This window comes from Edaphovirga cremea (assembly GCF_003332275.1).
Lineage (GTDB): Bacteria > Pseudomonadota > Gammaproteobacteria > Enterobacterales > Enterobacteriaceae > Edaphovirga > Edaphovirga cremea.
Window position 1 is genome coordinate 143,233 of record NZ_QOVA01000006.1, and the last position, 26,434, is coordinate 169,666.

Sequence of the window (26,434 nt, forward strand, 5' to 3'; positions counted from 1 at the left end):
ACAGTTTTCCGGCGACTTATTATTATCGAAGGATAATCCTCGCAATTCAATCCACTGAAAGTCTCAACGGCTGGTGCCATTTTTTCAGGCGATGCAGCCACAACATCACTTGCCACCCTTGCTTTATCCCGTAAGTGTTCCTCACCATGTCGCTAACGATATCGTGTTGGTAAAACTCATGGGCAATCTGTTGCTGCGCCGAACTCTCTGGCTCACGCCGAATGCTATGACAAATCCCCAGCGCCTCTCGGGTAATTTGCCAATGAAACATCGGAAATCCTTTGATTTTTTCGCTGTACTGGTCGTTTAACGCAGTCAACATCTTGACAATCTTCATATAGTGACGCTGGTATTCGACGTTAGCCTGCCCAACGCGAACGCGGTTACTGATCGACCTTTGGTGAATACGTTGTCGATAAAGCGGCGTTGAAAGATATTGTACCCGCTCGGCGTTAAGCATCACCTCAGTGGTCCAGGGAATATCCTGATGATGCAGCCCTGGCTCAAAGAAGAGATTATTTTTTATAATAAAATCAAGGCGATAAATCGCCAGCCACACCACATGAATAAAACGCTGTGTCTTTAATGCCCGATTAAAAAAAGTGACGCCATCTATAACACTGGTGCTCTCAAGACGCTTGGGTGGGATGATAGGTGTTAACTCTCCATTGGATTCCCAATAGCGCTGGCCGTTACATTGCATGACATCCAGCTCGTTCGATTCAGCATGGTTGATGAGTGTTGAATACATCTCAGGTGCCAGAACATCATCAGCATCCGGGAATGCAACATACTTACCCCTGGCAATGTTAATACCCGCATTTCGCGCTATTGACACACCAGAGTTAACCTGATCAATGACTGTAATAAAGGTGTGCTCTTCGCAATAGTGACGCGCTATTTCACCCGACCCATCTGTTGAACCGTCGTTAATAATAATTATTTCAATATTCTTCTCCTTTTGTGCTATTAAGCTTTCAAGGAATGGAATAAAGAGATTGCCTGCATTATGCAAAGGCACAATAACGCTCAGTATGGGTGTCATAGTTGTTCCAAAAAAGACATAACACTCCCTTGCATCGTAACCTATTAAAATCGTTAATGTTGCAATTTGAGTTATGCTCCATCACTGCGATTCAAGAACGGTACCGGTGAGATATAAAATTTGATTTTGCTTAAGTCAAATTTAATCTATAAACAGGAAAAAATCAAGAATTTACCAGAAAAATACTCCCGGAGTGGAATTATAACCCAAAGGTAACACTCATTAAGTGAACAATCGTGCATCTAGTTTTATTACCAAAAAATAACATTCGTGTAATATACCAACCTTAACCCACCCCAACCTTCATCGAGTTGGGGTGGTTTTTTTATAAATCCTTGAATTACTATTCGGTATATATCCCATTATCTTATTATGATGACATGGAATCAGATAAATTATGGACCTATCAAACTCTCAATCTCATCTTCAACAACGCGTTATTTTTGAGGATATAAGCAAGATGTTTTTCCCCTTTGGGTATTCCAGATTTCGGCGGGAGGTATTGAGATTAGAAACTATAGATACCTTCGTAAGAGCCTGACTTCATCACAGCCGCATGTCGCTGGGCACGTTCAGGCGTTTGCTTCGCCCACGTACTGTTAAGCATCTCGCTTGCCGCAGCATCAAAGTCACCACGATTTATCGCGTTCAGCATATTATGAAAACCCGCCAGCCCTTCCACTCCCATTTGATAGGCCATGCTGGTAAGTATGTCTTGACGCGCTTGATTACAATGAGGAATTGTCGCTGATATGTCACTGCTCCGGCTCATGGTTAACGTTGTTGAATCCACCAATGACTGCAACCAGGCATCACAGGTTGATTGCGTAATATCAAATACGTAATTCCGTAGCGGGGCTCCTTGCGGCCCGATTTTGAAACCGGTACCGACTGTCGGATAACCCAGGCTATCGATATAGGGAGAGAGTTTTGTTCCTTCCTCTTGCTCAAGCAGAGGAATAATTTCACTTTTCTGATTCATCGTAAATCTCCAGTTTTGATTTACGATTTTCCCACACGGCAAGGATTGCATCACGCGCACGCTCTGCGCCGACGAATTCCATAAAAACACCCATAAAGGATTAAAACAGTTCTTTGAAAAGGGGTCGTCGGCTGGAGTTGGTGCACAACAAGCATCTAAACCTGCAAGACAGTTACAGCCTGTGGAATACCCAGAAAGAGTTAGATATCTCGCATTTACACAAACCCCCAGTGCCAGTTTCTCTTCGCCAGTTCCGCCACAAAATCCTCAGTAGTGACGGTACGCCGCCCTTTCTCGCTTATCTTGATGGCCTGCTTAAATGCAGCATCAATCTCATATCTTCTTGGCATATGTCCCACCAATATACTGTTCATGCATACAGTATCGTTATTCGATAAAGCTGATCAAGTGGAAGATGGACGGGATGTAGAAAGGTATTGGCAAGAAAGGAAATTTAGTTGCGTATGGTGGTTCTGGGTGCCTAACGCTTTATCTGCACCTCCATTTATGCATAATGGAACAATTAACGTGAAATAATTCAGGCTTGAAAATGGCGACTCCAGGAAGAAGCAATACCCTAGATGCAGTCAAAGTGTTAATGGCTTTTCTGGTTATATCAATACACACTATTACGCCAGGCACTGAATTTAAATATTTTTTAACACAAGTAATTGCAAGAATCGCCGTTCCTTTTTTCTTTATCTCAGCAGGATACTTCTTTTCTTCGAAAAACGATAAAAATGAATTATTTAAAACCACTATAAGACTATCATTATTATATTTAGCATGGTGTCTATTTTATTCACCATTTATAATCACAGATGTCTACAACAGTAGCAACTCCTTTTTCAGCGCAATTGGCAATGTCACATATCTACTATTAAAAGGATGGAGACACATGTGGTACATGCCTGCGATGATTTTTGCTGTAGTGTTATATTATTATCTCAAAGACACAAAACTCGTATATTTTATTGCAATAATTCTTTATGCCATCGGCATTTTGGTTCAAAATATAACGCCGCAAAGTGAATACTCAATTCTATATTACAGAAACTTTTTGACATTTGGGTTCCCCCTTATTGCAATTGGTTCTTTCTTGAGAGTCGCAAAATTGAGTAATCAAAGTATCTTACGTTTAGTTTTGGCTCTAGTGGTAACTACTTCGATGCTAGCAGTTGAGGGCCTTATCAGATACAAGTCAGCAATGTATAATAATGATATGTTAATCTTCGCACCTTCGGTTGCAGCAGCCATCTTTTTGCTTTCATTAAAATCCACCTCCAACTTTCCCGCTGAATGCAGGTCTGTAGCCTCAAGTATGTATTTTGTTCACTTTCTGTTTTATTTAACGCTAAAAGGTTTCATCTCTAACGAATATGAGTTATTCGCTGCGGTATCGGCTGCATCCATTTTATTCAGTTTTTACCTAGGTAGGCTCAGGTTATACAGGTTAATATTTACTTAGCCACACACCCCAATTTTCCATTTGGTGTGTGTGGAAAATTTTAGATCCCGGTTATTTATTATCTGGGGATAATGGTAATGTTTTGGAACCGTCAGCCGCAGAAATGTATGCCCTTAAGGCTTTTCTGTAACTAGTCCATGAAAGCAGGTATTCCCGCTGCGCCTATTGTCACCGAAACTGATGTGACCGAAGAGACGTCAATGAGTGAACTTTCCGCATAAGCACCAGAGTTTCCACCCCATGCAGCCGCAATTTGAGATGAGGTTGTGACTTCGGTTCCCCCCGCCAGCACCACCTCCGCCAACGGCGCGAACCCTGACATTTTTTGTGCCGGATGTCGGAGTGTATATTGCCGATGATAAAAAAATTTTTGGAGTCGCAAAGGGCACGTCGCGAAATGACGCCGGATGAATGTGATCCTGCCAGTTCCAGCTGTCGCCCGAAAATCCTAACAGCGAAGACATTTAGGCGATAGTGAGGAGGAAGCGCGGCAAATAGCGATAGAGGCCAATACCCAGCTGGCCGAACAAAAAATGAAGCACATGTTCACCATTCGGGTAAAAATCAGCACAAAACTGGGAATGTCGATCACCGTCAGCACCTGGTTGGATAAATACATAAAAATTCAGGACGAGCGGCTGAAGATCGGCGAAATAAAACTGAACACCTACAAGCAGAAATCAGCGCCAGTTGAAGCGTTCCGGAGGGAATGTGGCGCGATGGAATTGCAGTCAATCGGGGCAAAGGATGTTGCATCCATAATCGAACAATACAAAGAACGCGGCCAGCGGCGCATGGCTCAGGTTGTGCGCATGGTGTTGGTCGATGTCTACAATGAAGCACAGCACGCTGGCGAAGTTGAACTAGGTTACAACCCTGCGTAGGCCACCAGAAAACCAATATTTCACGAACAACGCTCATTATCGGAACGGTTATATCGGGCGCAGGGCATCGATACACAGAAACTATTGGGACACAAAAACCAGATGATGACCGACAGATATAACGACGACCGCGGGAAAGATTGGGTGGTTTTGGCTATTTAAAGAGAGTTTTTTTGTTCTGTTTTGCAGAAGAGTTTTGCAGGGGTTTTGCAGAAGAATTTTTGGAGGGATGAAAAACAAAGGGGGCGCGATGCCCCCGATGTCTACTTCAACAATTCCGCAATTACATATTACTAATAATATCTTCGCCAAACTCGCTACATTTCCGTAGCTTAGCGCCGTCCATCAGACGTTCGAAGTCATAGGTCACGGTCTTCTTGGCGATCGCGCCTTCCATTCCTTTAACAATCAGGTCGGCAGCTTCGAACCATTCCATGTGACGCAGCATCATTTCTGCAGACAGAATAATGGAACCTGGGTTCACTTTATCCTGACCGGCGTACTTGGGTGCTGTACCGTGGGTGGCTTCAAACAGTGCGCAATCTGAACCAATGTTGGCACCTGGTGCAATACCGATACCGCCAACCTGTGCAGCCAGTGCATCAGAAATGTAGTCACCGTTCAGGTTCATACAGGCGATTACGTCATATTCAGCAGGACGCAGCAGGATCTGTTGCAAGAACGCATCGGCAATCACATCTTTAATGATGATGTCTTTGCCATTGTTCGGGTTCTTGATTTTTACCCACGGGCCGCCATCTATCAGTTCACCACCGAATTCTTCACGCGCCAATTGGTAACCCCAATCTTTGAAGGCACCCTCGGTAAATTTCATGATGTTGCCTTTGTGAACCAAAGTCAGTGAATCACGATCGTTGGTAATGGTGTACTCGATGGCGGCGCGAACCAGGCGTTTTGTCCCCTCTTCAGAACAAGGCTTGATACCAATACCGCATTCCTGTGGGAAACGGATTTTCTTCACGCCCATTTCATCTTGCAGGAACTTGATCACTTTATCAGCTTCTGCAGAGCCGGCTTTCCATTCGATACCTGCATAGATATCTTCAGAGTTCTCACGGAAAATCACCATATCGGTCTCTTCCGGGCGTTTCACCGGGCTTGGTGTGCCCTGGTAGTAACGCACTGGACGCAGACAGATATACAGATCGAGTTGTTGGCGCAGGGCCACGTTCAGGGAGCGAATACCGCCACCAACTGGCGTGGTCAGCGGGCCTTTGATGGCAACGCGGTATTCACGAATCAGATCCAGCGTTTCTTCTGGCAGCCAGACATCTTTGCCGTAGACTTCTGTCGATTTCTCACCGGTATAGATTTCCATCCAGGAGATTTTACGCTCGCCTTTATAGGCTTTCTCGACAGCCGCATCCACAACCTTAATCATGGCAGGGGTAACGTCGATGCCGATACCGTCACCTTCGATAAACGGGATAATCGGGTTATGAGGAACGATCAGTTTACCCTGAGCATCAACCGTAATTTTATTACCTTCCGCCGGAACAACTACTTTGCTTTCCATTAACCTCTCCTTCAAGCGCATTTTTGTTAATGATTTGTAAGATGCGTGTCAATACTACTGCAATATTGCGTCTACGCCAATCCGAAACAGACTTCATACATGACGCGTGTATAATGCCGCTATTCTCGCTAACTACAATGACTATGAATAAATTCCCTGTTAAAAATCACCACGTTAACCGATTCAGCCGCCGACCTGCCGCCAAAGTTACTGCGGTTGCCGGGCCTCGCCGGGTGGTCATATTTAATAAGCCATTTGATGTTTTACCACAGTTTACCGATGAAGCCGGACGCAATACCCTAAAAGACTTTATCCCGATCAGTGGGATTTACGCCGCAGGACGGTTGGATCGCGATAGTGAAGGTTTAATGATTCTTACCAATGACGGAAAGTTACAATCGCGTTTGACCCAGCCAGATAAAAAAACGGCAAAAATTTATTTTGTGCAGGTCGAAGGTGACACTGACGAAGCCGCACTGGCGCAATTGCGTGCCGGAATAACGCTGAAAGACGGGCCTACCCTTCCGGCGGGCGCCGAACGTGTGGCTGAACCAGACTGGCTGTGGCCACGCAATCCACCCATCCGTGAGCGGAAATCCATCCCTACCAGTTGGCTGAAAATCACCCTTTATGAGGGACGTAACCGACAGGTCAGGCGCATGACGGCGCATATCGGCTTCCCTACCCTGCGCTTGATTCGTTATGGTATGGGCGGTGTGACCCTTGATACATTGGCTCCCGGGCAATGGAAGGAGATCGATTATGTTTAAGCCGCATGTCACTGTGGCCTGCGTTGTGCAGGCACAAGGTAAATTCCTGGTGGTTGAAGAGACCATCAGGGGTAAAGCGTTGTGGAATCAACCCGCGGGGCATCTCGAAGCTGACGAAACGCTGATTGCCGCTGCCGAGCGCGAACTGTGGGAAGAAACCGGCATTCGTGCAATACCCCAATCGCTGCTGAAAATGCATCAGTGGATCGCGCCCGATAAAACACCATTCCTGCGCTTTGCTTTCGCCATTGATCTGCCTGAAATTCTGCCAACGGAACCGCATGACAGCGATATCGACCGTTGCCTGTGGTTGCCTGCCGCCGAAATCCTGCAATCAAGCCAATTGCGATCGCCGTTGGTGGCAGAGAGCCTAAACTGTTATCTGAGCCGTGAGCGGTATCCGCTTGATTTGTTGAGTGCCTTTAACTGGCCATTTTGATTCATCCTGCCAATTTTTATGATCGCTTGATTCGGCGGTGCAGCGACCCGCCCAACGTGATAAAATCCTGCGCTTGTTTTTAAGATGCATCGTTTATTACGTTGTAGCCGTGGCCTTTCATCATTGATGGTCGTCTACAACCTGCGCCAATGACCCCGCGCCAGCTCAACGCATAAACACGTTCGTGAGACCCTAATGTCAGACATTAACCAGAAATCAGATAACAGCCAGAAAAAAGTCATCGTCGGGATGTCCGGCGGTGTTGACTCTTCCGTATCCGCGTACCTGCTGCAGCAACAGGGCTATCAGGTGGTGGGTTTATTCATGAAAAACTGGGAAGAGGATGACGACGAAGAGTATTGCTCCGCCGCGACCGATCTTGCAGACGCCCAAGCCGTCTGCGATAAGCTGGGCATCGAACTGCACACCGTCAACTTTGCTGCTGAGTACTGGGATAACGTTTTCGAACTGTTTCTGGCAGAATATAAGGCTGGGCGCACACCTAATCCGGATATTCTCTGTAACAAAGAGATCAAGTTCAAAGCCTTCCTCGAGTTTGCTGCCGAAGATCTCGGTGCAGACTATATCGCGACAGGTCACTATGTCCGTCGGCAGGATGTCGATGGCAAAAGCCGGCTTCTGCGCGGTATCGATGGCAACAAAGACCAAAGCTATTTCCTCTACACCCTGAGCCACCAGCAAATTGCCCAAAGTCTGTTCCCGGTGGGTGAGTTGGAAAAACCTGAAGTTCGCCGGATCGCACAAGAGTTGGATTTGATCACCGCAAAGAAAAAGGATTCCACCGGAATCTGCTTCATTGGTGAACGCAAATTCAAGGATTTCCTGGGCCGTTACCTGCCTGCCCAGCCCGGACGTATTCTCAGCGTTGACGGTGAAGATATGGGACAGCATCAGGGTCTGATGTATCACACCCTGGGTCAGCGCAAAGGGTTAGGCATTGGCGGCACCAAAGACGGTGGTGAAGATCCCTGGTATGTGGTCGATAAAGACGTCGACAATAACATTCTCGTTGTCGCGCAAGGTCACGAGCATCCGCGCCTGATGTCCTATGGCCTGATTGCGCAGCAACTGCACTGGGTCGATCGCCTGCCGCTGACACAACCCCTGCGCTGCACAGTGAAAACCCGTTATCGCCAGCAGGATATTCCCTGTACAGTCACGCCATTGGGTGACGATCGCATCGATGTACGCTTTGATGAGCTCGTTGCAGCCGTAACCCCTGGACAATCAGCCGTATTTTATCTTGACGACGTGTGCCTCGGCGGCGGCATCATTGAACAACGCTTACAGGAGTAATCGTGGCCAAGAATTACTATGACATAACGCTGGCGCTGGCAGGGATCTGCCAGTCTGCGCGATTGGTGCAACAACTTGCACATGGAGGCCAGTGCGATCGCGAGGGCATGATGGTCTCGCTGAAAAGCATTCTGGAAACCAATCCCGCGTCCACACTGGACGTCTTTGGCGGTCAGGAGTCCAACCTTAAAATTGGGTTGGAGACATTGATGGGTGTGTTGAATGCCAATCGTCAGGGGCCCGGTGCGGAATTGACGCGCTACACCCTAAGCCTGATGGTGCTGGAACGTAAACTCAACGCACAAAAATCAGCGATGAATACCCTTGGCGAGCGTATCGATCAATTGGATCGCCAGTTGGTACATTACGATCTTGAATCAGAGACGCTGCTGAGTTCGCTGGCCTCGATTTATGTGGATGTCGTCAGCCCGCTCGGCCCGCGCATTCAGGTCACCGGTTCACCAACGATCCTGCAAAGCCCGCAGGTGCAGGCCCGGGTTCGCGCCGTTCTGCTCGCCGGTATCCGTTCTGCCGTGCTGTGGCATCAGGTCGGCGGTGGCCGCCTGCAATTAATGTTTTTTCGTAATCGTCTGTTTCAGCAGGCGAAGAATATCCTTGCTCATTGTTAATTTAGATCCCAGGAGTTGCTACCGATGGAATTATCCTCACTGACCGCCGTTTCCCCCGTTGATGGTCGCTACGGTGATAAAGTCAGCGCGCTACGTGCCATTTTCAGCGAATTTGGTCTGCTGAAATTTCGCGTGCAGGTCGAAGTACGTTGGCTGCAAAAACTGGCAGCCTGCGCAGAGATCAAAGAAGTTCCTGCATTTGATGCCGACGCAAACGCTTACCTTGATGCCATCGTTGCAAACTTTAACGAGCAGGATGCACAGCGGATTAAGGATATCGAGAAAACCACCAACCACGACGTCAAAGCGGTTGAATATTTCCTCAAGGAAAAAGTGGCCAACGTTCCTGCCCTGCATGCCGTGTCAGAATTCATTCACTTTGCCTGTACTTCAGAAGACATCAATAACCTGTCTCATGCGCTGATGCTACAAACCGCGCGTCAGGATGTGGTGCTGCCGAACTGGCGCAAAATCATTGACGCCATCAAATCATTGGCGCATGAACATCGTGACATTCCGCTGTTGTCACGTACCCATGGTCAACCGGCTACGCCGTCTACCGTCGGCAAAGAACTCGCCAACGTGGCCTACCGTATGGAACGCCAATACCGTCAGTTAGAAATCGTTGAAATTCTGGGTAAAATCAACGGCGCAGTAGGTAACTACAACGCGCACATCGTCGCTTATCCCGAAGTCGACTGGCATCAATTCAGTGAAAGCTTCGTGACTTCATTGGGGATTACCTGGAACCCTTACACCACACAAATTGAACCGCACGATTACATTGCAGAGCTCTTCGATTGCATCGCACGTTTCAACACCATCCTGATCGATTTTGACCGTGATATCTGGGGTTATGTTGCGCTGAACCATTTCAAACAGAAAACCATTGCTGGCGAGATCGGTTCTTCCACCATGCCGCACAAAGTTAACCCCATCGACTTCGAAAACTCCGAAGGTAACCTCGGTTTGGCCAACGCGGTGCTGGGCCATCTGGCGACTAAATTACCGGTATCACGCTGGCAGCGCGATCTGACGGATTCTACCGTGCTGCGTAATCTGGGCGTAGGTCTGGGCTATGCGCTTATCGCCTATCAGTCGACGATGAAAGGGATCAGCAAGCTTGAAGTCAATGAAGCGAACCTGCGCAATGAACTCGACCACAATTGGGAAGTTCTGGCAGAACCGATTCAAACCGTCATGCGTCGTTACGGTATCGAAAAGCCTTATGAGAAATTGAAAGAGCTGACCCGTGGAAAACGTGTTGATGCGGCGGGCATGCAGGCATTTATTGACTCACTGGCGCTGCCAGAGGAAGAAAAGGTGCGCCTGAAAGCGATGACGCCAGCCAATTATATTGGCCGCGCTACAACGATGGTTGATGAACTGAAATAAATCGGTTGGGACGTTATCATCTCATTCTCCAGGCGACCTTCGGGTCGCCTGTTCGTTAATATTCTTTTTTATCAATACGTCGCGCACAACGGCGTTCTCGTTTACAATTTGTTTAGGTTTCTTCCCGACTGGTTGAATCAAGGTTTATTCTATTTGACAGATAATGGTCTTATTCATTTAAGGCTGATAACGGCGTAATAGACAGGGGTAGAATATGCGAATTCTGGTTGTGGAAGATAATGCGTTGCTTCGCCATCATTTGACCGTTCAGATGCGTGAGATGGGGCATCAGGTTGATGCTGCGGAAGACGCAAAAGAAGCCGACTATTTCCTGCAAGAAAATGCTCCTGATATTGCCATTGTCGATCTTGGCCTGCCGGGCGAAGACGGGTTGAGCCTCATCCAACGCTGGCGCAGCCAGCAGAGCACACTGCCGATTCTGGTGCTGACGGCCCGTGAAAGCTGGCAAGATAAAGTTGCCGTGCTTGAAGCCGGTGCCGATGACTACGTGACCAAACCTTTCCATCTGGAAGAAGTCGTGGCGCGCATGCAGGCACTGATGCGCCGCAATAGCGGACTGGCTTCGCAAGTCATCAGCCTGCCACCCTTTCAGATTGACCTCTCACGACGCGAACTGAGCGTGAATGAAAACAGCATTAAACTCACTGCGTTCGAATACACCATTATCGAAACACTGATCCGCAGCGTGGGCAAAGTGGTAAGCAAAGACTCCCTGATGCTGCAGCTTTATCCCGACGCTGAGTTGCGCGAAAGCCATACCATCGACGTATTGATGGGACGCCTGCGCAAAAAATTGCAGGCCGAACATACGCAGGAAGTGATCACCACCGTACGCGGCCAGGGTTACCGTTTTGACGTGCGCTAACTTTTTTTAGCAAGGCTGACAATTTCTCTTAAGGCTAACCATGTTTTTTGAAGCTAACCATGTTTCGTAAGAAAGCCCCGTTCTCACTGCGAGCCCGCTTTTTGATGGCAACAGCTGGCGTTGTTCTGGCGTTATCATTGGCTTACGGGCTCGTCGCTGTTGTGGGCTACATGGTCAGTTTTGATAAAACGGCCTTTCGGCTATTGCGCGCGGAAAGTAATCTGATTTTTAGCCTCGCGCAGTGGAAAAACAACAAACTCAGTATTGCTGCGCCCCCCAATTTTGATCTCAATTTCCCCACGTTGGTACTGATTTACGATGACAACGGGAAGCTCCTGTGGCGTCAGCGTCAGGTGCCTGAGTTGGAAACGCGCATTAAAAAATCCTGGTTAACCAAATCCGGTTTCTACGAATTGGATACCGATTCAAGAGTCAGTAGCGCTGTCGTAGGTGACAACCCCAATGCCCAGACTCAGTTGAAGGATTACGACGTTGATGACAGCGATGCATTGACCCACTCCATCGTGGTTAACCGCTATGCAGAAACATCCCAGTTACCCGGACTGACCATTGTGGTGGTTGACGCCATTCCTCAGGAGCTTCAGCGTGCCGATGTCGTCTGGCATTGGTTCAGTTATGTACTGCTCGCCAACCTGTTGCTGGTATTGCCGCTGTTGTGGCTGGCTGCCTACTGGAGTCTGCGGCCAATCAAATCATTGATCCACCAGATTGGGGAACTGGAAAAACGTGAACGTGAGAAACTCGATGAAAATCCACCGAGTGAACTACGTGGGTTAGTGCGTAATCTCAACGTATTGCTGAGCAACGAACGTGCCCGCTATACCAAATACCGCACCACGCTCTCAGATCTCACGCACAGTCTAAAAACCCCGCTGGCGGTATTGCAGACGACCTTGCGGTCGCTGCGCTCCGGCAAGCAATTAACGATAGATCAGGCCGAGCCGATAATGCTTGAACAGATCAGCCGCATATCACAACAGATTGGCTATTATCTGCACCGCGCGAGTGTGCACTCGGACCAAAGCATGCTGTCCCGTGAATTCCACTCGGTGCCATCCCTGCTCGACAGTCTCTGTTCGGCACTCAATAAAGTTTATCAGCGCAAAGGCGTGGTATTGACGATGGATATCTCACCTGAACTCAGTTTCCTTGGCGACAAGAACGACTTTATGGAAGTGATGGGTAACGTCATTGATAACGCCTGTAAATACTGCCTGGAATTTGTGGAGATCAGTGCGATCCACACTGAAGAAGAGCTGATTCTGGTGATCGATGACGACGGTCCGGGGATCCCGGCAAGTAAACGTGAACTGATTTTCCAACGCGGGAAGCGAGCCGATACGCTACGGCCCGGACAAGGTTTGGGTTTATCCGTTGCCAGTGAAATTATCGAACAATATAAAGGCATGATTACCGTCACCGATAGCGCACTTGGCGGTGCTTGTATGCGTGTGACTTTTGGCCAGCAGCATCCCGAAGCAAAAGATTAATCATATTTGCGGTCGATTACGCAATTTTTGCTTTCAATAACGCAATGCAGTGCGCTTACCTTCCGTTATAATCCATACAGGCCTTCTCAATCCAGGGACAGACTATGGATTATCAACTTGATTTAGATTGGAACGATTTTCTCCAACGTTATTGGCAGAAGCGTCCTGTCATGCTAAAGCGCGGCTTCAAAAATTTTATTGACCCGATCTCTCCCGATGAACTCGCCGGACTGGCGCTGGAAAACGAAGTCGACAGCCGCTTGGTCAGTCATCAGGAAGGCCGCTGGCAGGTCAGTCATGGTCCGTTCGAGAGTTATGACCATCTTGGTGAGACCAATTGGTCGCTGCTTGTTCAGGCTGTCGATCACTGGCACGAACCGTCCGCTGCCTTGATGCGCCCTTTCCGCCATATTCCCGACTGGCGTATGGATGACCTGATGATCTCCTTCTCCGTACCGGGCGGTGGCGTAGGCCCGCATCTTGACCAGTACGATGTGTTCATTATTCAGGGAACGGGTCGCCGCCGCTGGCGGGTTGGGGAAAAAGTCGTAATGAAACAGCATTCCCCGCACCCTGACTTATTACAGGTTGATCCATTCGATGCCATCATTGATGAAGAGATGGAGCCGGGGGATATCATTTATATCCCACCGGGTTTCCCGCACGAAGGCTATTCGCTTGAAAATGCGCTCAACTACTCGATAGGTTTTCGTGCACCGAATGGCCGTGAGTTGGTGAGTGGGTTTGCTGACTATGTTCTGGCGCGTGAATTGGGCAGCAGAAGATATAGCGATCCGGATCTGGTCGAACGCGACCATCCTGGGGAAATTTTGCCTTCTGAACTGGATAACTTACGCAAGATGATGCTGGAGCTGGTTGAAAAACCAGAAGATTTCCAGGGCTGGTTTGGTGAATTCATCTCCCAATCGCGCCATGAATTGGATCTGGCCCCGCCGGAGCCCCCTTATCAGGCCGGTGAAATCTATGAGCTTTTGCGTAGTGGCGAGATATTACAAAGACTCGGGGGACTTCGTGTCCTGCGCGTTGGTGACCGTTGCTATGTCAATGGTGAGGTCATTGATACTGAATATTTACAGGCAGCCGATGCGCTGACGCGTAATTTTACCGTGACCGGCGAGATGCTGGGCGAAGCACTGGAAGATCCTTCGTTCCTGGCGATGTTGTCTGTATTGATCAACAGCGGTTACTGGTATTTCAAGGACTGAGTGTTGAGTTTACATACCCTTTAGTTTATATACCCAACATGCATAAAAAAGGTGGGAGTGATCCCACCTCTTCTCGTCAGTTCTGCACTATTCTTTCGAAGCTGACGTTTCTAAGCCGATGTTTCTGTCAGCAAATCCTGATAATACCGTTTTGCCACGTCAGGATGGGAGCGCAATCGACCTTTCAGATAGTTCCAACCCACATCGCGAAACAGCGGATTGTCTGGATCGCTGGCGGCTCCCCGTGCTTCCTGTGCGAGATTGTCTGGCAATTTATAGAGCGGCACTCTGGCATCCAGACGTGCCCCCAGGAAGAAGGCGATGGATAAACGCTCAACTCCCGCAGGCGGTGTAATGACCCGATGAACGGTGGCCCGCAAATAACCGTTGCTCGCCAGTTCCAACAACTCGCCAATGTTGACTACAAACGTACCTTCAATCGGCGTCGCATCAATCCAGCGGCCCTCTTCAACCTCAACCTGCAAACCACGCTGTGCGTCCTGAAGTAAAAAAGTCAGGAAACCAGAATCTTTATGCGCACCGACACCTTGTTCACTGCCTGTGGTTTCACGACCAGGGTAACGAATGAGTTTGATGTGTTCATTGGGTTTTTCACCGTAGAGTTCATCAAATACCTGTTCCGGCAGTGACAACGACAGTGCGAATGCCCGCAGGAGCCGCAGTGCCATGGTGGTCATCTGTTTCTGCCACTCCAGCAGCGCAGGTTTGAGTGCAGGCAATGCTTGCGGCCATTGATTGGGCCCCTGCAAGCGAGCCCATTTCGGGGTGTTTTTATCCAGAATCAGCGCCTGCCGTTCGGCACCAATGTCAAACTGTTCACGCCAGTCCGGCTGTCCACGGGTCAGTTCTGCCGCCGCGCGGTTGTAACCGCGAAAATGCGGGGAGTGCACCATTTCAACAGAAAGCTTTTCCTCCTGCGGCAACGCGAAAAATTGCCGTGAAAGAGACTGAATGGTTTTCAGCAGCTCAGGATCGACACCGTGTCCCTTCAAATAAAAGAACCCGATATCCCGGGAGGCATGGCGAAGGTCGTTCAGGAAATTTTCGCGTTGCTCTTCACCCAGATCCAGTTGCGCCAAGTCAAGCAAGGGTAGACGATCGGCATGGTTCGATTGGCTCATGTAGTATTCCGGCATAAAAGTCGTTTCAAATGAGAATCACTATCAGAATGTGCTAAAAGCTACCATCGGGTGCCGGGCGCAGACCAATATTGTTGTGTTCTAAGATATCGCGTTTGCTGCTACCCGTTGATTGCAAGACGATTAGACATTGACCCAGCCAATACACTGCGGCATGGTATATTTTTTCCACCAAATGAGCGGGTTATACGATTTAGTCTTTAAAGAATGAATCGTGACGGGACTGGGTGATTATGGGATTAATAATAAAGGTGCTCATTGGTGCGCTTGTGGTACTTCTGATCGGGGTGTTGTCCAAAACGCGTAATTATTACATTGCTGGATTAGTCCCTCTCTTTCCCACGTTTGCTCTGATTGCGCACTATATCGTCGGCAGCGAACGCTCGATTGAAGCACTACGCACCACCATTATCTTTGGTCTCTGGGCGATAATTCCCTATCTGATTTACCTGCTTTCACTCTACTTTCTGGTGGGATTTCTCCGTTTACCCCTCGCTCTCGCGGGCGCAGTCGCCTGCTGGATACTCGCCGCCTGGTTGCTCATTACGATTTGGAATCGCTGGCATGGGCAGGGTTAATCTGTCTGTCACGTCTACCCTCTATAATGTGAAGCTGCGCACAATAGTCAAAATCCACTATCATCAAATTGGCGGATATCTTTGCGGAGAACCACGATGGATTTAGCTCTGTTCGATCTGGATGAAACCCTATTATGCGACGACAGCGCCAGTTTGTGGCTGCGCTGGCTGGTATCTGAAGGCTTTGCTCCACCGGAACTGCATCAACAGGAGCAGGAATTGATGCAGAAGTATTATCAGGGGCAACTTCCAATGGAAGAGTACATGCTGGCAACGCTCGCACCGCTGGCTGGACTTAGCCAAACAACGGTGGCCGCCTGGGTTGAACGTTTTATTCGTCGGAATATTTTACCGCGCATTTATCCCGCGGCACGCCAGCAACTGGCGTGGCACAAACAGCGCGGCGACTACATCATTGTCGTTTCGGCCACTGGCGAACATCTCGTCACACCGATTGCCCGGCAGCTTGGCGCACACCACGCGCTGGCAATCGGCGTAACGGTTGAAGATGAGCGTTTCACTGGCAGCACTTACGGCATAATGACGTACCAGCAGGGTAAAGTGCAGAGACTCAACGAATGGTTGCAGACATACTCTGGCGAGCCTTTCGCTGAAACCCACGCTTACAGCGATTCGATTAACGATCGCGCCCTACTCGAATATGTCGATCGCGCCAATGTCATCAATCCAGATAGCGAACTGCGCGAACTGGCATTGACCAATGGCTGGCACATTTATAATTGGCAGCGCTAGCATCTTGTTATATTTGACTCACTGTTGCGGTTGGAGGCGCAATAGTTTTCCGTCGCTGTCATCGGTCAGCAAATAAACATAACCATCCGGCCCGACGCGGACATCACGGATGCGTTCTTTCCTGTCACCCAGCCAACGCTCTTCCGAGACAATCTTATCTCCATCAAGCTTGAGATGGATAAGATTCTCCTGGGCAAGTGCGCCAATAAATAGCGAATGTTTCCAAACCGGGAATCGGTCAGAATTATAGAACGCCATACCACTGACGCCGGGCGATCTTTCCCAATAGTGAATTGGCTGTTCGGTACCTGCAACTTTGGTGCCCTTGGCTTCAGGAATCGGCAAACCGGAATAGTTAATCCCCCAGGTCGCCAGTGGCCAGCCATAATTTTTACCTGCCTGCGGAATATTAATTTCATCACCCCCACGCGGGCCGTGTTCGTTCTCCCACATCACGCCGGTCCAGGGATTAAGTGCCAGTCCCTGCGGGTTGCGATGACCATACGACCAGATTTCAGGTCGGGCATTGGCATTATTGATGAAAGGGTTATCTGCCACAGGTTTTCCTTCGGGCGTAAGGCGAACCACTTTCCCTTGCAGTTTGTTCAACTCCTGCGCGGTTGGCCGCTGATTATTTTCACCCAAGGTCATGAAAAGATTGCCTTGCTTATCGAAAGCCAACTTGCCACCAAAATGGTTGCCCACTGACAATTTTGGCTCCTGGCGAAAGATTACCTGGAAGTTTTCAATGCTGCGGTTATCCGGCGTCAAACGTCCGACCCCCAGCGCCGTACCTGCTTTGCTTTTACCACTGCCCTGCTCTGCCTCAGCAAACGTCAGATAAATTTTCCTGCTGGTTGCAAAATCTGGAGCGAGCAACACTTCCAGTAATCCGCCCTGCCCGCTGTTGTAAACCTCCGGTACACCCGTGATCGGTGCTGAAAGTCCTTTACCTTCCTTCCAGACGCGCAGCTGTCCCGAACGTTCTGTAATCAGTAACCCCTGATTGTCCGGCAGAAACTCCATGGACCAAGGATGGTCCAGTTTATCTAGCAGTTCAGTGACTTGCGGATCGACAGCGTGCGCAGGAAGGGCGACTGCCAATGCGGAAAAAATCAGAGGAAAGGCGATGATAAAACCGCATCGATTCATCGATGACTTGGGTGTTAAAGACATAGTTGATCCTTGTCAGCTGAGATATCCGTTTATTTTAGGTCACATAGGCAAGAACACTCATCTAACGCAGTGCTTTTACATTTCCTGACGTTTTTGAATCAGTGAATTCATTGATATTTCGTTAGTTGGCAACACCAAGGATTATGGATAGAAAGTGATTTATTGTTAATACTTATGCGATCACCCTTAAAACTCAACTCTGCGGTGCGCCTCGAGTTTTTCCTTTGAATTACAACGCCCTAACTTTGACTTTACGACGACTGGAACTGTAAAATATCCTGCATCTAAAGTTAAAAATTTGTACGCATATTCAATATTGCTTTATTTATGGGGATAACATATGGCCATATTCAGCAGCCCATTTGGACCAACGATTTTGACAGGGGAAGATGCGGAGGAACTCCGAAAAATGATGCGCGAAAGAAAACCAAATAAGAAAGCCATGGAATCCTACGCTCGCGGCGAAGCTCGTGCAAAAATGCAAGAGTTACTACTAAACCAAAACAACAAATAAGAGGTCAATGATATTTGTCCCAAGGTAGGATGCCGATTTGTAGTGACAGATGCCAAAAAGAGTGCAATTGATTTTTATCGTAAAAGAGGCATGGTGATGTTGCAAACCGCTACTAATCAACTCTCTTCAAGGCCAGTAATGCTCATTGATCTGTATACATTTTTCGATGCTAGTGCAGTGGAGACCTACGCCTAACTTTATCCCAAAGTTCCTTTGTAAAAAAATCATCCCGATGAATGCATGAGTTCATGATGACAATACCAGTAGAGCGAGTTACCAAACCTGTGTAAAATCCACCAGTTTTTTCATATTGAACGTATTGTGAGCGTAATAAAGATGCATCAACCACGTATTGGGTTCGTTTCTCTGGGTTGCCCTAACAATCAAGAAATATATTGAGATTAAATTACAGACAAAGACATATATATTTGATTTAAAAACAAAAAAAGAGTCTAAAAGCCTCTTTTGATAGAATTCACAAAAAATTTAGCCTCTTGGCGGGAATGGATCTTTCCCATGCGAATCCTTATCACGTATTTGACCATTTGGGCGATGTATAACAAGTTCGCCACCTTGGTTTCGAGAGATAGGGCGAGCAGCGTCAATTGCCTCTTGCTGCGTACGGTGTGTGGAAGTGACACGGCTATTACCTTCCCCCACGTACAGCCCATTCCCCGTTATGCGGTACAAGATGCTGATTTTTACCCATTGAAACATCCTCATGCAAAGTAGAGATTACATGATATTGTACAAATAAAATAAATAAACACTATATGTAGTGGTTTGTGATCAGTTCAATATCTAACGCTGCCCTCTATAGACTTGTACCACCATGCAAGCCAGCATGATCACACCCTCATTACGAGCAACAGCACTAAAAACGTTATCCCACCCTTCAAGCTACCATTGCAAAAGCCAAAGTAACCGACTCTGCCACTTCTGCACACCCCAGAAAGCTACCCCCTTCCTAAGCAATCATCCCTGAAAAATCAGCTTGGATGCTTTTGTACTGACAAATCTTTACTTACCACTTTGAGAGATCAAATCGATCGTATTGATCAAATTATTTGCTAGATCGATTTTTGTTCGTTATCATTGTCACAATGATTTACCAAGCAAAATCAATAAAGTAAGGGGGAATATCATGTCTACAGTTTCACAATCGGATGTCCGCACTGTGGGAGCACTACCACGGTTCAAACAGGTGTTTCCAAAAAAATGGTACTGGTGTAGGGCAATGCCGGAATTGTCATAAGACAGTGAAGGTTACTGTAGATCACAAGGGTAACGTGATTCGCGTTAGTTAATTTAAGGAGATTGTCAAGTGGCTTTACTACTTTTGATTATGTTTTTCATATTGGCTGTATATATCTTTAAAAAACGTGAAAAACCAATATTGAAAATCATATTTTGTTTCATTGGATATATACTAATCAATATCGGCGTTTTGGCTTTTCCAAACATTCAAGAGAAAGGAGTATCTACTTTTGTTGGTTTAATTTACTTTTCTTCCACTGCCATCATAATTTTAGCAGGGTTATTGTTAATCCTTTATGTTGTATTTGAATCAAAGATAAAAAGTGCTTCAAGTATAAAAAAACGATTCGAGTATATAAATGGTTATACAATTTCACTTGTGATTATTGTTTTAACCTTTATTGGCTTCTCATTAAATAATCATGCTGAAACAAGGCAAGGTGAATCATTAGGCTTTACTTCCAACATAGACTTTTCAGAAGCTAAACGTCATAACATATATAATTCAGATGAGTATCAAAAATTCTTAGCCGAGAAAAAGGCTAAAGAAGAAACTGAGTTAGCAGCAAAGGCAGAAAAAGATAAAATAGAGCAAGCTAAAAAAGACTCCGAATTCACTTTGCTTTCTAAAAGCCCATTTGAGAATGATAATGGCGACAATGATATAGTAGTTAAATTTGATAAAAACAACCCATTTGAAATGTCAGTACTGAAGAATATCCAATCATATCAAAATGGTAGCTTTAAACATAATAGAGCGGCAATGATATTTCGAGACTACGGGATTGATTTACGTGATTTCGATAAATTAGTATTACCGCGATGCTCTCAAAGAATAGAAGAACTTAAATCAGGATATAAAAGAGAAACAGAGGCTTGGTTACCATACTCACATTATGTAGATAGGGATGTTTTGAGGGAAGAAAAAGAATATCGAGATAACTATAATAGGGAATTTGGTGAAAAAATGCGACATGAGTCTGATATAATGAATGAATGTTTTTATTCATTATCACAAAAATTACCGAATCACTCCCCAAGGAACAAACCAGAGAGGATAAAATGAATAAAATCATAGTATTACTACCGTTAATTTCTACATTACTCACAGGAAATGCTATGGCTTCAGGACTTCGCGAATTTAAAGTAGAATACGTCGTATCAGGCAGCGGTATTGTTCATGCTGAAAACATATACGCACATTCTGCTACTGAAGCATGGAATAAGCTTAAGCAAAAAGAAAAAAGTAACGGCAAAGCAGCTATACAACGTTCTGTCAAAGAACTCAAATCTCGATAGCGAATTGGAGATAGTAAAATGAAAATAATTTTAACTCTATCTGTTATGCTAATAATTTCAACGGCTAATGCTAAAGCTATTAATGGAAAAGAAGACAAACCATTTACCATTGATACTAAAGTAGTATGCCTTAAAGAGATCGAAGGGTTAATGACCCCATTTCTAAAAAAGACTGAAATGGAAAGTGGTGTAAAATACAAGTTCATTGTCAAATCAGGTCTATCATATGAAGATTTAGCTGGATTAAGATTACAAGTTAATCGCGTAGATAACGGGCTAAATGATAGAGTTGCAGATTTAGATTATTACTGGACTCAAGAAAGAGGTAGCATGTGCGAACCTGCATATCTTGTACTTGATCGTATAGATAATTGAGATATAGATATTCTTATATAAATAAATCGTTAGATATCAATAGGATGCTCACATTATAATCATGTGAGCATTTACTGTATTTTTTAAGTCACTATGTTTAGTCGTTACATTCTTAAAGTAAAAAATTCTTAATAAAAATAATCATGTGTATTAGCTCAGCCTGAACTGACAGTTTCTGCGGATAGAACATAATCTTATCTGACAGTCGGCTTTGAGCGAGAAGTAGAAGTTCGCATCTGTCTCACCACTCTGAGGGCTTAACGAACACCGAGATGTATTCGTCAACTCGGAACAGGTCAATATGACCTAAGTTTCTCCGCTCAAGTTGATGAATATCCATGGGGAAAGCCTTGCCCTTACGTAGAGAGTATTTTTCGATTTTACTATTGCCCATGGGCCTGGAAAAGGTAGATAATACTCAAACAAAAATTATGAGATAAAAGTGATGATACAGAACATTCCTTCTCGTTTATACAAATATAAAAGTTTTAGTGTTAATAGTCTTGATTTGCTTGTAAGTGATAGACTGTATTTTGCCGACCCAACAACATTCAATGATCCTTTGGATTGTAACCCTTCCGTGTTAAACGACATCGACGATGCCGATGAATTGAACGCTATTCTTCATAAATTAGTAAAAGAAAACCATCAAAGGGAACTAGAAAAAGCAGCAAAAAAAATTAAATATAGAGGTCCTAGAACATTAGAAAAAATTGAAACACTAGGTGAAAGCGAAGCCCAAAGATTAATCAATAACATTGCAGCAAACGTTGATTTTTTTGGTGACAATTTTGGTGAAAGTGCCAGTTATCATATTAAAAGATATTTACTTAAAAATTATGAGGTTGGTGTCCTTTCATTAGCAAGAAAGTTTAACTGCCCTTTAATGTGGTCGCACTACGCTGATCAACACAAGGGATTTTGTATAGGATATGACGTTTCTGAAAAATGACTCTACAGATATCCACCCTGTTGATTACAAAGGTAAGCGATTTATTAGAACTCAACAAGTTCATGATATGTTATTTGGTAGTAGTGATAATTTAAGGAATGCTGCCAAAAAAGAAATTGATAGGGTAATTCTTCTCAGCAAAGCCCCTTCTTGGAAATACGAGAATGAATACCGAGTTATTAATAATCAAGGTTTACAGGATTCACAATTTCGATTAAGCGATATTACATTTGGTTTGAGATTCAAAGAATCTGCTAAGTTTTCTGTTATGAGAGCATTACAATCAAGGCAGGGTGACATTGATTTCTACGAAATGTCACTTTCTAATAAATCCTTCAAATTAAAACGGAAATTAATTAATTTGGAAAATATTGAATTTAAACCGTACCCTATAAGTAATTATGAACAGACTCGCGATGTGCTTCAAATGTTTAATGACTTAAATGACGATGAAGACAGTCTTAATCATGAAAGTTTGTGATTATGATGTATCATCGAGCTGTAGTATGCATGGATAACACCTATCGGATGCCTACTCTAGCACAGGGGACGCAATAGCTCATTGGCCCCTTGGCGACTAAAAAAATGTGGTGTTTGCAATGTCCGCTTCTGGCACAGAGCAGCCTGTCCGATTGGGTTTAGCTCTGTGCCGCAGTTGTGTCAGGTCAAGTTTGAGCTAATATAAATCATGGACGGCCTCACATATTCTCTCAAATTTAATGTAACTAAAATTGAGAACAACAGAAACTCTACCAAATTAAAGTAATTACGTTGGCTTAATAACAACCTTTTTTGAGTTGTATCACATATGGATCATCATTCCTGCCATACCCGCCGAAATCAGGACGTTCAGGAAAAAACCATTTATCCCCATTCCAGTCAACATCACGCGTAGTAGGCTTAGTTTTGTTGAAAACGACTTTACAAATCCCAAACGGAGAGTTCGCATTATAAGTTTTCATAACAACACAATCATACCCTCCAACTTCGATCCAATCTGAAGGCTTCACATCTGGGTGTTTCATACTTCTTTCCTCTGATTAAACTGCTGAACATCTATCAACTCACACTCGACTACTACGCTGATTCAGTACTTAACATATCCTTTTTCACTCTAAACACTGTAGCTCTGCCACAATCACAAAGCTTAGCTATCTCATCTGGTGAGTACTTTTCTGTTTTGAGCATCTCAATGATCTTAGCGTGTAGAGATTGATTTTTTTGTTTTCCTTTGTATTTTCCGGCTTTTTGGGCAATCGCGATGCCCTCATCACGCCGGGAAGCTAAAATTCCACGTTCGAATTCAGCTACTCCCCCAATAAGAGTCAAAATCAATCGTGATGAAGGAGTGTTGTCAAAACTCATTGAGTTATCCAAGAACTTAACCGTAACGCCCTGTTCAATCATCTTATCAACCAACTCAAGCAGATCCTTAGTGTTACGGGCTAAACGATCTATGGACTTTACGACCAACGTATCACCTTCCCTGAGGTGTGAAATCAACGCTTGCAACTCAGGACGTTCGCTGGTGGATTTTCCAGATGCTTTTTCAGCTATCACTTTATCGCAAACAAGATTTAGTACTGAAAGTTGACGTTCAAGATTTTGATCCTTTGTCGAAACCCGAGCATAACCGAAAATCATTATCCTGTTCCTTTTGTCTCATTTAGATCACCTGTATGATACAGTATCATATGGATTGGTTCAATGAGTAAATGATACTAACTGAGACATAGTATCCAGGTATCAGTAGGGAGTACCCAATGAAGACAATTAAAACCTTAGCAGCAAACACTTTTTAAAATTATCAGCCTTATAAATTGTAATTGTATAGTTTCAAAGAGTGACCAATAAATGTGCCGTGATTGAATTCTTTTGATTTTCCAATTGAAACGCACAAACGAACAACAATGCTGAAGTCAAAAGATAGACAACTGACCACTCTATAGAACAACACACAAATCCAATTGTTATTTTCAGTATAAAACACTGACATAAAAATAATATTTAGTTTTTTCAATCAACCAACATACCTTGTGAATACAACTTACAATTAATCCCCAGGTGAGTGTTATGACATACTTTAGATACTGGATCTCAAATCAGAACCTATGTATGATAAATTTTTCTGTACTTTATGTAAGGGAACTACATGGCTAACATTATATATGCAACGATCAAGGGTGATAAACAAGGGCTGATTTCTGCTGGATGTTCCACTCTCGACTCTATTGGAAATAAGTACCAGAAGGGACATGAGGACCAGATCTTAATCCTTGAGTTGCTCAATCTTATGACTCGCGAAAGTAACGTTCAGCTCCACCCTCTCCAAATCAGAAAACCCATAGATAAAGCAACCCCACTCTTAGCTTTAGCAATAAACCAGAATGAACGCCTGACGTGCGAGTTCGTATTTTACAGAATGAATCCTTCCGGTGGCCTGGAGATTTTCTTCAAAATAAAGCTGACAGGTGCAACGTTGAGTGAAATTAGGATGTTTAGCCCTAACTCATTGACACATAATGAGGTTCAATCTGATGAAAGTATTTCCTTCAAATACGAATCCATAACTTGGGAACATGTTATGGCTGGAACAAGTGCATATAGTATCTGGGATGATAGGGTGTATTAATCATGGGAACTACTGCAATAGCTCATTTAAAGTATGATTTAGATAGACATGCTGTAGACCTAAAACGCATTGCCACATTAGCCTCAACCTATTTTATTGAAAATTACCAAATAAGAAGAGAATATCTCAGAGAAGTTGATGATTTTATAAACGATGTTAATAGACGCTTCCGTAATACATTTGATGTTAACGAGCGAATGAGGCTGATCACAGAGGTTCGTGCTGAAAGTGAGCTTGCTCACCGAGAATATCAGATTCTAAGGCAAGGAAATTATACTAAGTATATCGTTACTGAGATATTTGAAGATCAAGGTTTAATTAAGTATGCGAAAATAACTGGTGGAGTCGTTATGGGCGGTGTCCAAGCTTTGGGAGGGATTAGCCTTTACACCGCAGGTAATAAACTCCATTTTAAAAGAATGAAATCTATCGGAGTTACGTTAATAGCTCATGGTGCAAATAATGCATATGAATCAATAACACCCTTGCTATATGAACATCAAGAAACTGGTCCACTTAGAGATTTTTACCGCTTTGTAACAAAACAGTTAGGATATGATAAGTATATTGGTGATTTTGCCTATAGTGTTGTAGATCTTTCAGTTACCGCATACTCCGCTTATAACGGACTTGTTTTAAAGGAAAATCCTTTACGTTTAGTCAGTAGAGGGCTATTTGAAAAACCTGGAACTGGCATGCTATTTAGGAATATAAAGAAAGACCACATTACCAAATGGGAAAATAAGAATATCGCAATGAAGTTATTTCAAGTGGGTTCATCCATTAAGAAATTTAAAGCTACATTTTATGATGATGGCTATAAGTATCATGAGGGTGAGTGATTTATAAAAAAAGAAGAGTCTTGATTAAATAGAAAAGCTCTTCTTATTTTATAAACTATGGCGGTGTAATCATAAAAATAAACATCTTCAATCTTAGCTTAAGCAATTTGAGTGTGGTTAGCATTTTTATTTTTTTCACTCTACTATTTCTTATGACTACCCACATTATTATAATCATGCTTATAATAAACATAGCGAATGGGCCTCTTGTTAGCCCATGAAGATATAACATGGAACCAACGTTAATGAAACCTATAATAGTTACAACGAAAAAAGCATTACTTACAGAGTCGGCAATAACAAGGATATAATTTTCAAATGTCTCATCACTGGCAACTTTAACACCCTTCCCATAAACTTCATGTATAGCTTTAACATACGCATTTTTCATTCTCAATAGCTCTCGATATGAAAAGCAATTGTTCAGTATTAGTTTTCTCGCTTTCATTTTCACCTCGATATTATTAATAATATCAAATAGGTTAAATTACGGATTATTATAATATAGTACCACATGAACTGAGTAACTGTCTTGCTAAATTATTAATCATGTATAATTAATCTATTCTATTGCAACGCACTTTGATATCATAGATATACAACTTATATTATCGGAACTTGAAATGACAAAGATAGACTGGATTATGTAATTGCGAAGTTGTACAAGCATTGAAACACTTAGAAAAGGAACAAGTATGGGTTAACCAATGAACAGCTTGAAACCTTCTATGCAGCCGCTGATCACAGACTTGCTGAACTGACTATGGGTAAACTGTACAATAAGATCCCTGCGATTGTATGGTAGTA

28 protein-coding genes and 2 pseudogenes are annotated in these 26,434 nt (G+C 44.6%); 21 read left to right on the forward strand and 9 right to left on the reverse strand.

Annotated features, from left to right (window positions below; translation table 11 throughout):
• Window positions 1-46: 46 nt before the first annotated feature.
• The 3 genes from DRI82_RS10815 to DRI82_RS24530 form a co-directional block, all read right to left on the reverse strand.
• Window positions 47-1,045, reverse strand: a complete 999-nt coding sequence (locus DRI82_RS10815; RefSeq protein ID WP_114193508.1) for a glycosyltransferase — start codon at window positions 1,043-1,045, stop codon at window positions 47-49.
• 508 nt (window positions 1,046-1,553) lie between these two features.
• Complete coding sequence (locus DRI82_RS10820) at window positions 1,554-2,027, reverse strand: glycoside hydrolase family protein (RefSeq protein WP_114193509.1); 474 nt, start codon at window positions 2,025-2,027, stop codon at window positions 1,554-1,556.
• 215 nt (window positions 2,028-2,242) lie between these two features.
• Window positions 2,243-2,377 (reverse strand): hypothetical protein, encoded by a 135-nt coding sequence (locus tag DRI82_RS24530; RefSeq protein ID WP_281269776.1) that lies wholly within the window; start codon window positions 2,375-2,377, stop codon window positions 2,243-2,245.
• Window positions 2,378-2,577: 200 nt separating this feature from the next.
• On the opposite strand from DRI82_RS24530, the gene DRI82_RS10825 reads away from it, so the two are divergent.
• Entirely contained in the window at window positions 2,578-3,495 is a 918-nt protein-coding gene (locus tag DRI82_RS10825; protein WP_114193510.1) for an acyltransferase family protein, read from the forward strand.
• A 464-nt stretch (window positions 3,496-3,959) separates the two neighbouring features.
• Window positions 3,960-4,541, forward strand: a pseudogene (locus DRI82_RS24750) (phage integrase Arm DNA-binding domain-containing protein); the annotation flags it as partial.
• A gap of 121 nt (window positions 4,542-4,662) precedes the next feature.
• On the opposite strand, the gene icd reads toward DRI82_RS24750, so the two are convergent.
• Window positions 4,663-5,916 carry an NADP-dependent isocitrate dehydrogenase gene (icd, locus tag DRI82_RS10835; RefSeq protein ID WP_114193511.1) on the reverse strand — a complete coding sequence of 418 codons (1,254 nt, stop codon included), beginning with the start codon at window positions 5,914-5,916 and terminating at the stop codon, window positions 4,663-4,665.
• Window positions 5,917-6,059: 143 nt separating this feature from the next.
• Here icd and rluE point away from each other — a divergent pair, with 143 nt between their 5' ends.
• The 8 genes from rluE to DRI82_RS10875 all read left to right on the forward strand — a co-directional run bounded on the left by rluE (window position 6,060) and on the right by DRI82_RS10875 (window position 14,089).
• On the forward strand, window positions 6,060-6,686 hold the full coding sequence (rluE, locus tag DRI82_RS10840) for a 23S rRNA pseudouridine(2457) synthase RluE (protein ID WP_211317649.1): 627 nt from the start codon (window positions 6,060-6,062) through the stop codon (window positions 6,684-6,686).
• Complete coding sequence (locus tag DRI82_RS10845; RefSeq protein ID WP_114193513.1) at window positions 6,679-7,125, forward strand: NUDIX hydrolase; 447 nt, start codon at window positions 6,679-6,681, stop codon at window positions 7,123-7,125. Before rluE ends, DRI82_RS10845 begins: the two co-directional genes overlap by 8 nt.
• Before the next feature lie 195 nt (window positions 7,126-7,320).
• Entirely contained in the window at window positions 7,321-8,442 is a 1,122-nt protein-coding gene (mnmA, locus tag DRI82_RS10850; RefSeq protein ID WP_114193514.1) for a tRNA 2-thiouridine(34) synthase MnmA, read from the forward strand.
• A gap of 2 nt (window positions 8,443-8,444) precedes the next feature.
• Entirely contained in the window at window positions 8,445-9,071 is a 627-nt protein-coding gene (gene hflD, locus DRI82_RS10855) for a high frequency lysogenization protein HflD (RefSeq protein ID WP_114193515.1), read from the forward strand.
• 24 nt (window positions 9,072-9,095) lie between these two features.
• Complete coding sequence (gene purB, locus DRI82_RS10860) at window positions 9,096-10,466, forward strand: adenylosuccinate lyase (protein ID WP_114193516.1); 1,371 nt, start codon at window positions 9,096-9,098, stop codon at window positions 10,464-10,466.
• Between the two features lie 214 nt (window positions 10,467-10,680).
• Entirely contained in the window at window positions 10,681-11,352 is a 672-nt protein-coding gene (gene phoP / locus DRI82_RS10865) for a two-component system response regulator PhoP (RefSeq protein WP_114193517.1), read from the forward strand.
• A gap of 59 nt (window positions 11,353-11,411) precedes the next feature.
• A complete protein-coding gene (phoQ, locus tag DRI82_RS10870) occupies window positions 11,412-12,863 on the forward strand; it encodes a two-component system sensor histidine kinase PhoQ (RefSeq protein WP_114193518.1) in 1,452 nt (483 codons plus the stop codon).
• A 104-nt stretch (window positions 12,864-12,967) separates the two neighbouring features.
• Entirely contained in the window at window positions 12,968-14,089 is a 1,122-nt protein-coding gene (locus DRI82_RS10875) for a ribosomal protein uL16 3-hydroxylase (RefSeq protein WP_114193519.1), read from the forward strand.
• A gap of 110 nt (window positions 14,090-14,199) precedes the next feature.
• On the opposite strand, the gene DRI82_RS10880 is transcribed toward DRI82_RS10875, so the two are convergent.
• On the reverse strand, window positions 14,200-15,231 hold the full coding sequence (locus DRI82_RS10880) for an isopenicillin N synthase family dioxygenase (protein ID WP_411705960.1): 1,032 nt from the start codon (window positions 15,229-15,231) through the stop codon (window positions 14,200-14,202).
• 251 nt (window positions 15,232-15,482) lie between these two features.
• Here DRI82_RS10880 and DRI82_RS10885 point away from each other — a divergent pair, with 251 nt between their 5' ends.
• The gene (locus DRI82_RS10885) at window positions 15,483-15,827 is read left to right on the forward strand and encodes a GlpM family protein (protein ID WP_211317650.1); all 345 of its coding nucleotides are present in this window, start codon (window positions 15,483-15,485) and stop codon (window positions 15,825-15,827) included.
• 96 nt (window positions 15,828-15,923) lie between these two features.
• Entirely contained in the window at window positions 15,924-16,580 is a 657-nt protein-coding gene (locus DRI82_RS10890) for an HAD family hydrolase (RefSeq protein ID WP_114193521.1), read from the forward strand.
• Window positions 16,581-16,598: 18 nt separating this feature from the next.
• Here DRI82_RS10890 and DRI82_RS10895 read toward each other — a convergent pair whose 3' ends face one another.
• Entirely contained in the window at window positions 16,599-17,732 is a 1,134-nt protein-coding gene (locus DRI82_RS10895; RefSeq protein WP_114193522.1) for a PQQ-dependent sugar dehydrogenase, read from the reverse strand.
• Window positions 17,733-18,096: 364 nt separating this feature from the next.
• On the opposite strand from DRI82_RS10895, the gene DRI82_RS23850 reads away from it, so the two are divergent.
• Window positions 18,097-18,270, forward strand: coding sequence for a hypothetical protein (locus DRI82_RS23850; protein ID WP_157968050.1), 174 nt, complete (start codon window positions 18,097-18,099; stop codon window positions 18,268-18,270).
• A 486-nt stretch (window positions 18,271-18,756) separates the two neighbouring features.
• Here the strand turns inward: DRI82_RS23850 and DRI82_RS10900 are convergent, their stop codons facing one another.
• Window positions 18,757-18,993 carry a DUF2188 domain-containing protein gene (locus DRI82_RS10900; protein WP_425452645.1) on the reverse strand — a complete coding sequence of 79 codons (237 nt, stop codon included), beginning with the start codon at window positions 18,991-18,993 and terminating at the stop codon, window positions 18,757-18,759.
• Between the two features lie 601 nt (window positions 18,994-19,594).
• On the opposite strand from DRI82_RS10900, the gene DRI82_RS10905 reads away from it, so the two are divergent.
• The 5 genes from DRI82_RS10905 (at window position 19,595) to DRI82_RS10925 (ending at window position 22,634) form a co-directional block, all read left to right on the forward strand.
• Window positions 19,595-20,593, forward strand: coding sequence for a hypothetical protein (locus DRI82_RS10905; protein WP_114193523.1), 999 nt, complete (start codon window positions 19,595-19,597; stop codon window positions 20,591-20,593).
• Entirely contained in the window at window positions 20,590-20,826 is a 237-nt protein-coding gene (locus DRI82_RS10910; RefSeq protein ID WP_114193524.1) for a hypothetical protein, read from the forward strand. The genes DRI82_RS10905 and DRI82_RS10910 overlap by 4 nt, the downstream gene beginning before the upstream one ends.
• A gap of 45 nt (window positions 20,827-20,871) precedes the next feature.
• Window positions 20,872-21,201: a hypothetical protein gene (locus DRI82_RS10915; protein WP_425452648.1), complete on the forward strand. Its 330-nt coding sequence runs from the start codon at window positions 20,872-20,874 to the stop codon at window positions 21,199-21,201.
• A gap of 445 nt (window positions 21,202-21,646) precedes the next feature.
• Window positions 21,647-22,153, forward strand: a complete 507-nt coding sequence (locus DRI82_RS10920) for a DUF2971 domain-containing protein (protein ID WP_114193526.1) — start codon at window positions 21,647-21,649, stop codon at window positions 22,151-22,153.
• A complete protein-coding gene (locus DRI82_RS10925) occupies window positions 22,134-22,634 on the forward strand; it encodes a hypothetical protein (protein ID WP_114193527.1) in 501 nt (166 codons plus the stop codon). The genes DRI82_RS10920 and DRI82_RS10925 overlap by 20 nt, the downstream gene beginning before the upstream one ends.
• A 295-nt stretch (window positions 22,635-22,929) precedes the next feature.
• On the opposite strand, the gene DRI82_RS10930 is transcribed toward DRI82_RS10925, so the two are convergent.
• Together DRI82_RS10930 and DRI82_RS10935 are read right to left on the reverse strand one after the other, a co-directional pair.
• Window positions 22,930-23,178 (reverse strand): hypothetical protein, encoded by a 249-nt coding sequence (locus DRI82_RS10930; RefSeq protein ID WP_114193528.1) that lies wholly within the window; start codon window positions 23,176-23,178, stop codon window positions 22,930-22,932.
• A gap of 52 nt (window positions 23,179-23,230) precedes the next feature.
• Complete coding sequence (locus tag DRI82_RS10935) at window positions 23,231-23,797, reverse strand: recombinase family protein (protein ID WP_114193529.1); 567 nt, start codon at window positions 23,795-23,797, stop codon at window positions 23,231-23,233.
• 508 nt (window positions 23,798-24,305) lie between these two features.
• On the opposite strand from DRI82_RS10935, the gene DRI82_RS10940 reads away from it, so the two are divergent.
• The 3 genes and pseudogenes from DRI82_RS10940 (at window position 24,306) to DRI82_RS10955 (ending at window position 26,432) form a co-directional block, all read left to right on the forward strand.
• Window positions 24,306-24,785 carry an Hcp family type VI secretion system effector gene (locus tag DRI82_RS10940; RefSeq protein WP_114193530.1) on the forward strand — a complete coding sequence of 160 codons (480 nt, stop codon included), beginning with the start codon at window positions 24,306-24,308 and terminating at the stop codon, window positions 24,783-24,785.
• A 2-nt stretch (window positions 24,786-24,787) separates the two neighbouring features.
• A complete protein-coding gene (locus tag DRI82_RS10945) occupies window positions 24,788-25,627 on the forward strand; it encodes a DUF4225 domain-containing protein (protein WP_114193531.1) in 840 nt (279 codons plus the stop codon).
• Between the two features lie 650 nt (window positions 25,628-26,277).
• A pseudogene (locus tag DRI82_RS10955) lies at window positions 26,278-26,432 on the forward strand (Hha/YmoA family nucleoid-associated regulatory protein).
• The last annotated feature ends 2 nt before the right edge of the window (window positions 26,433-26,434 follow it).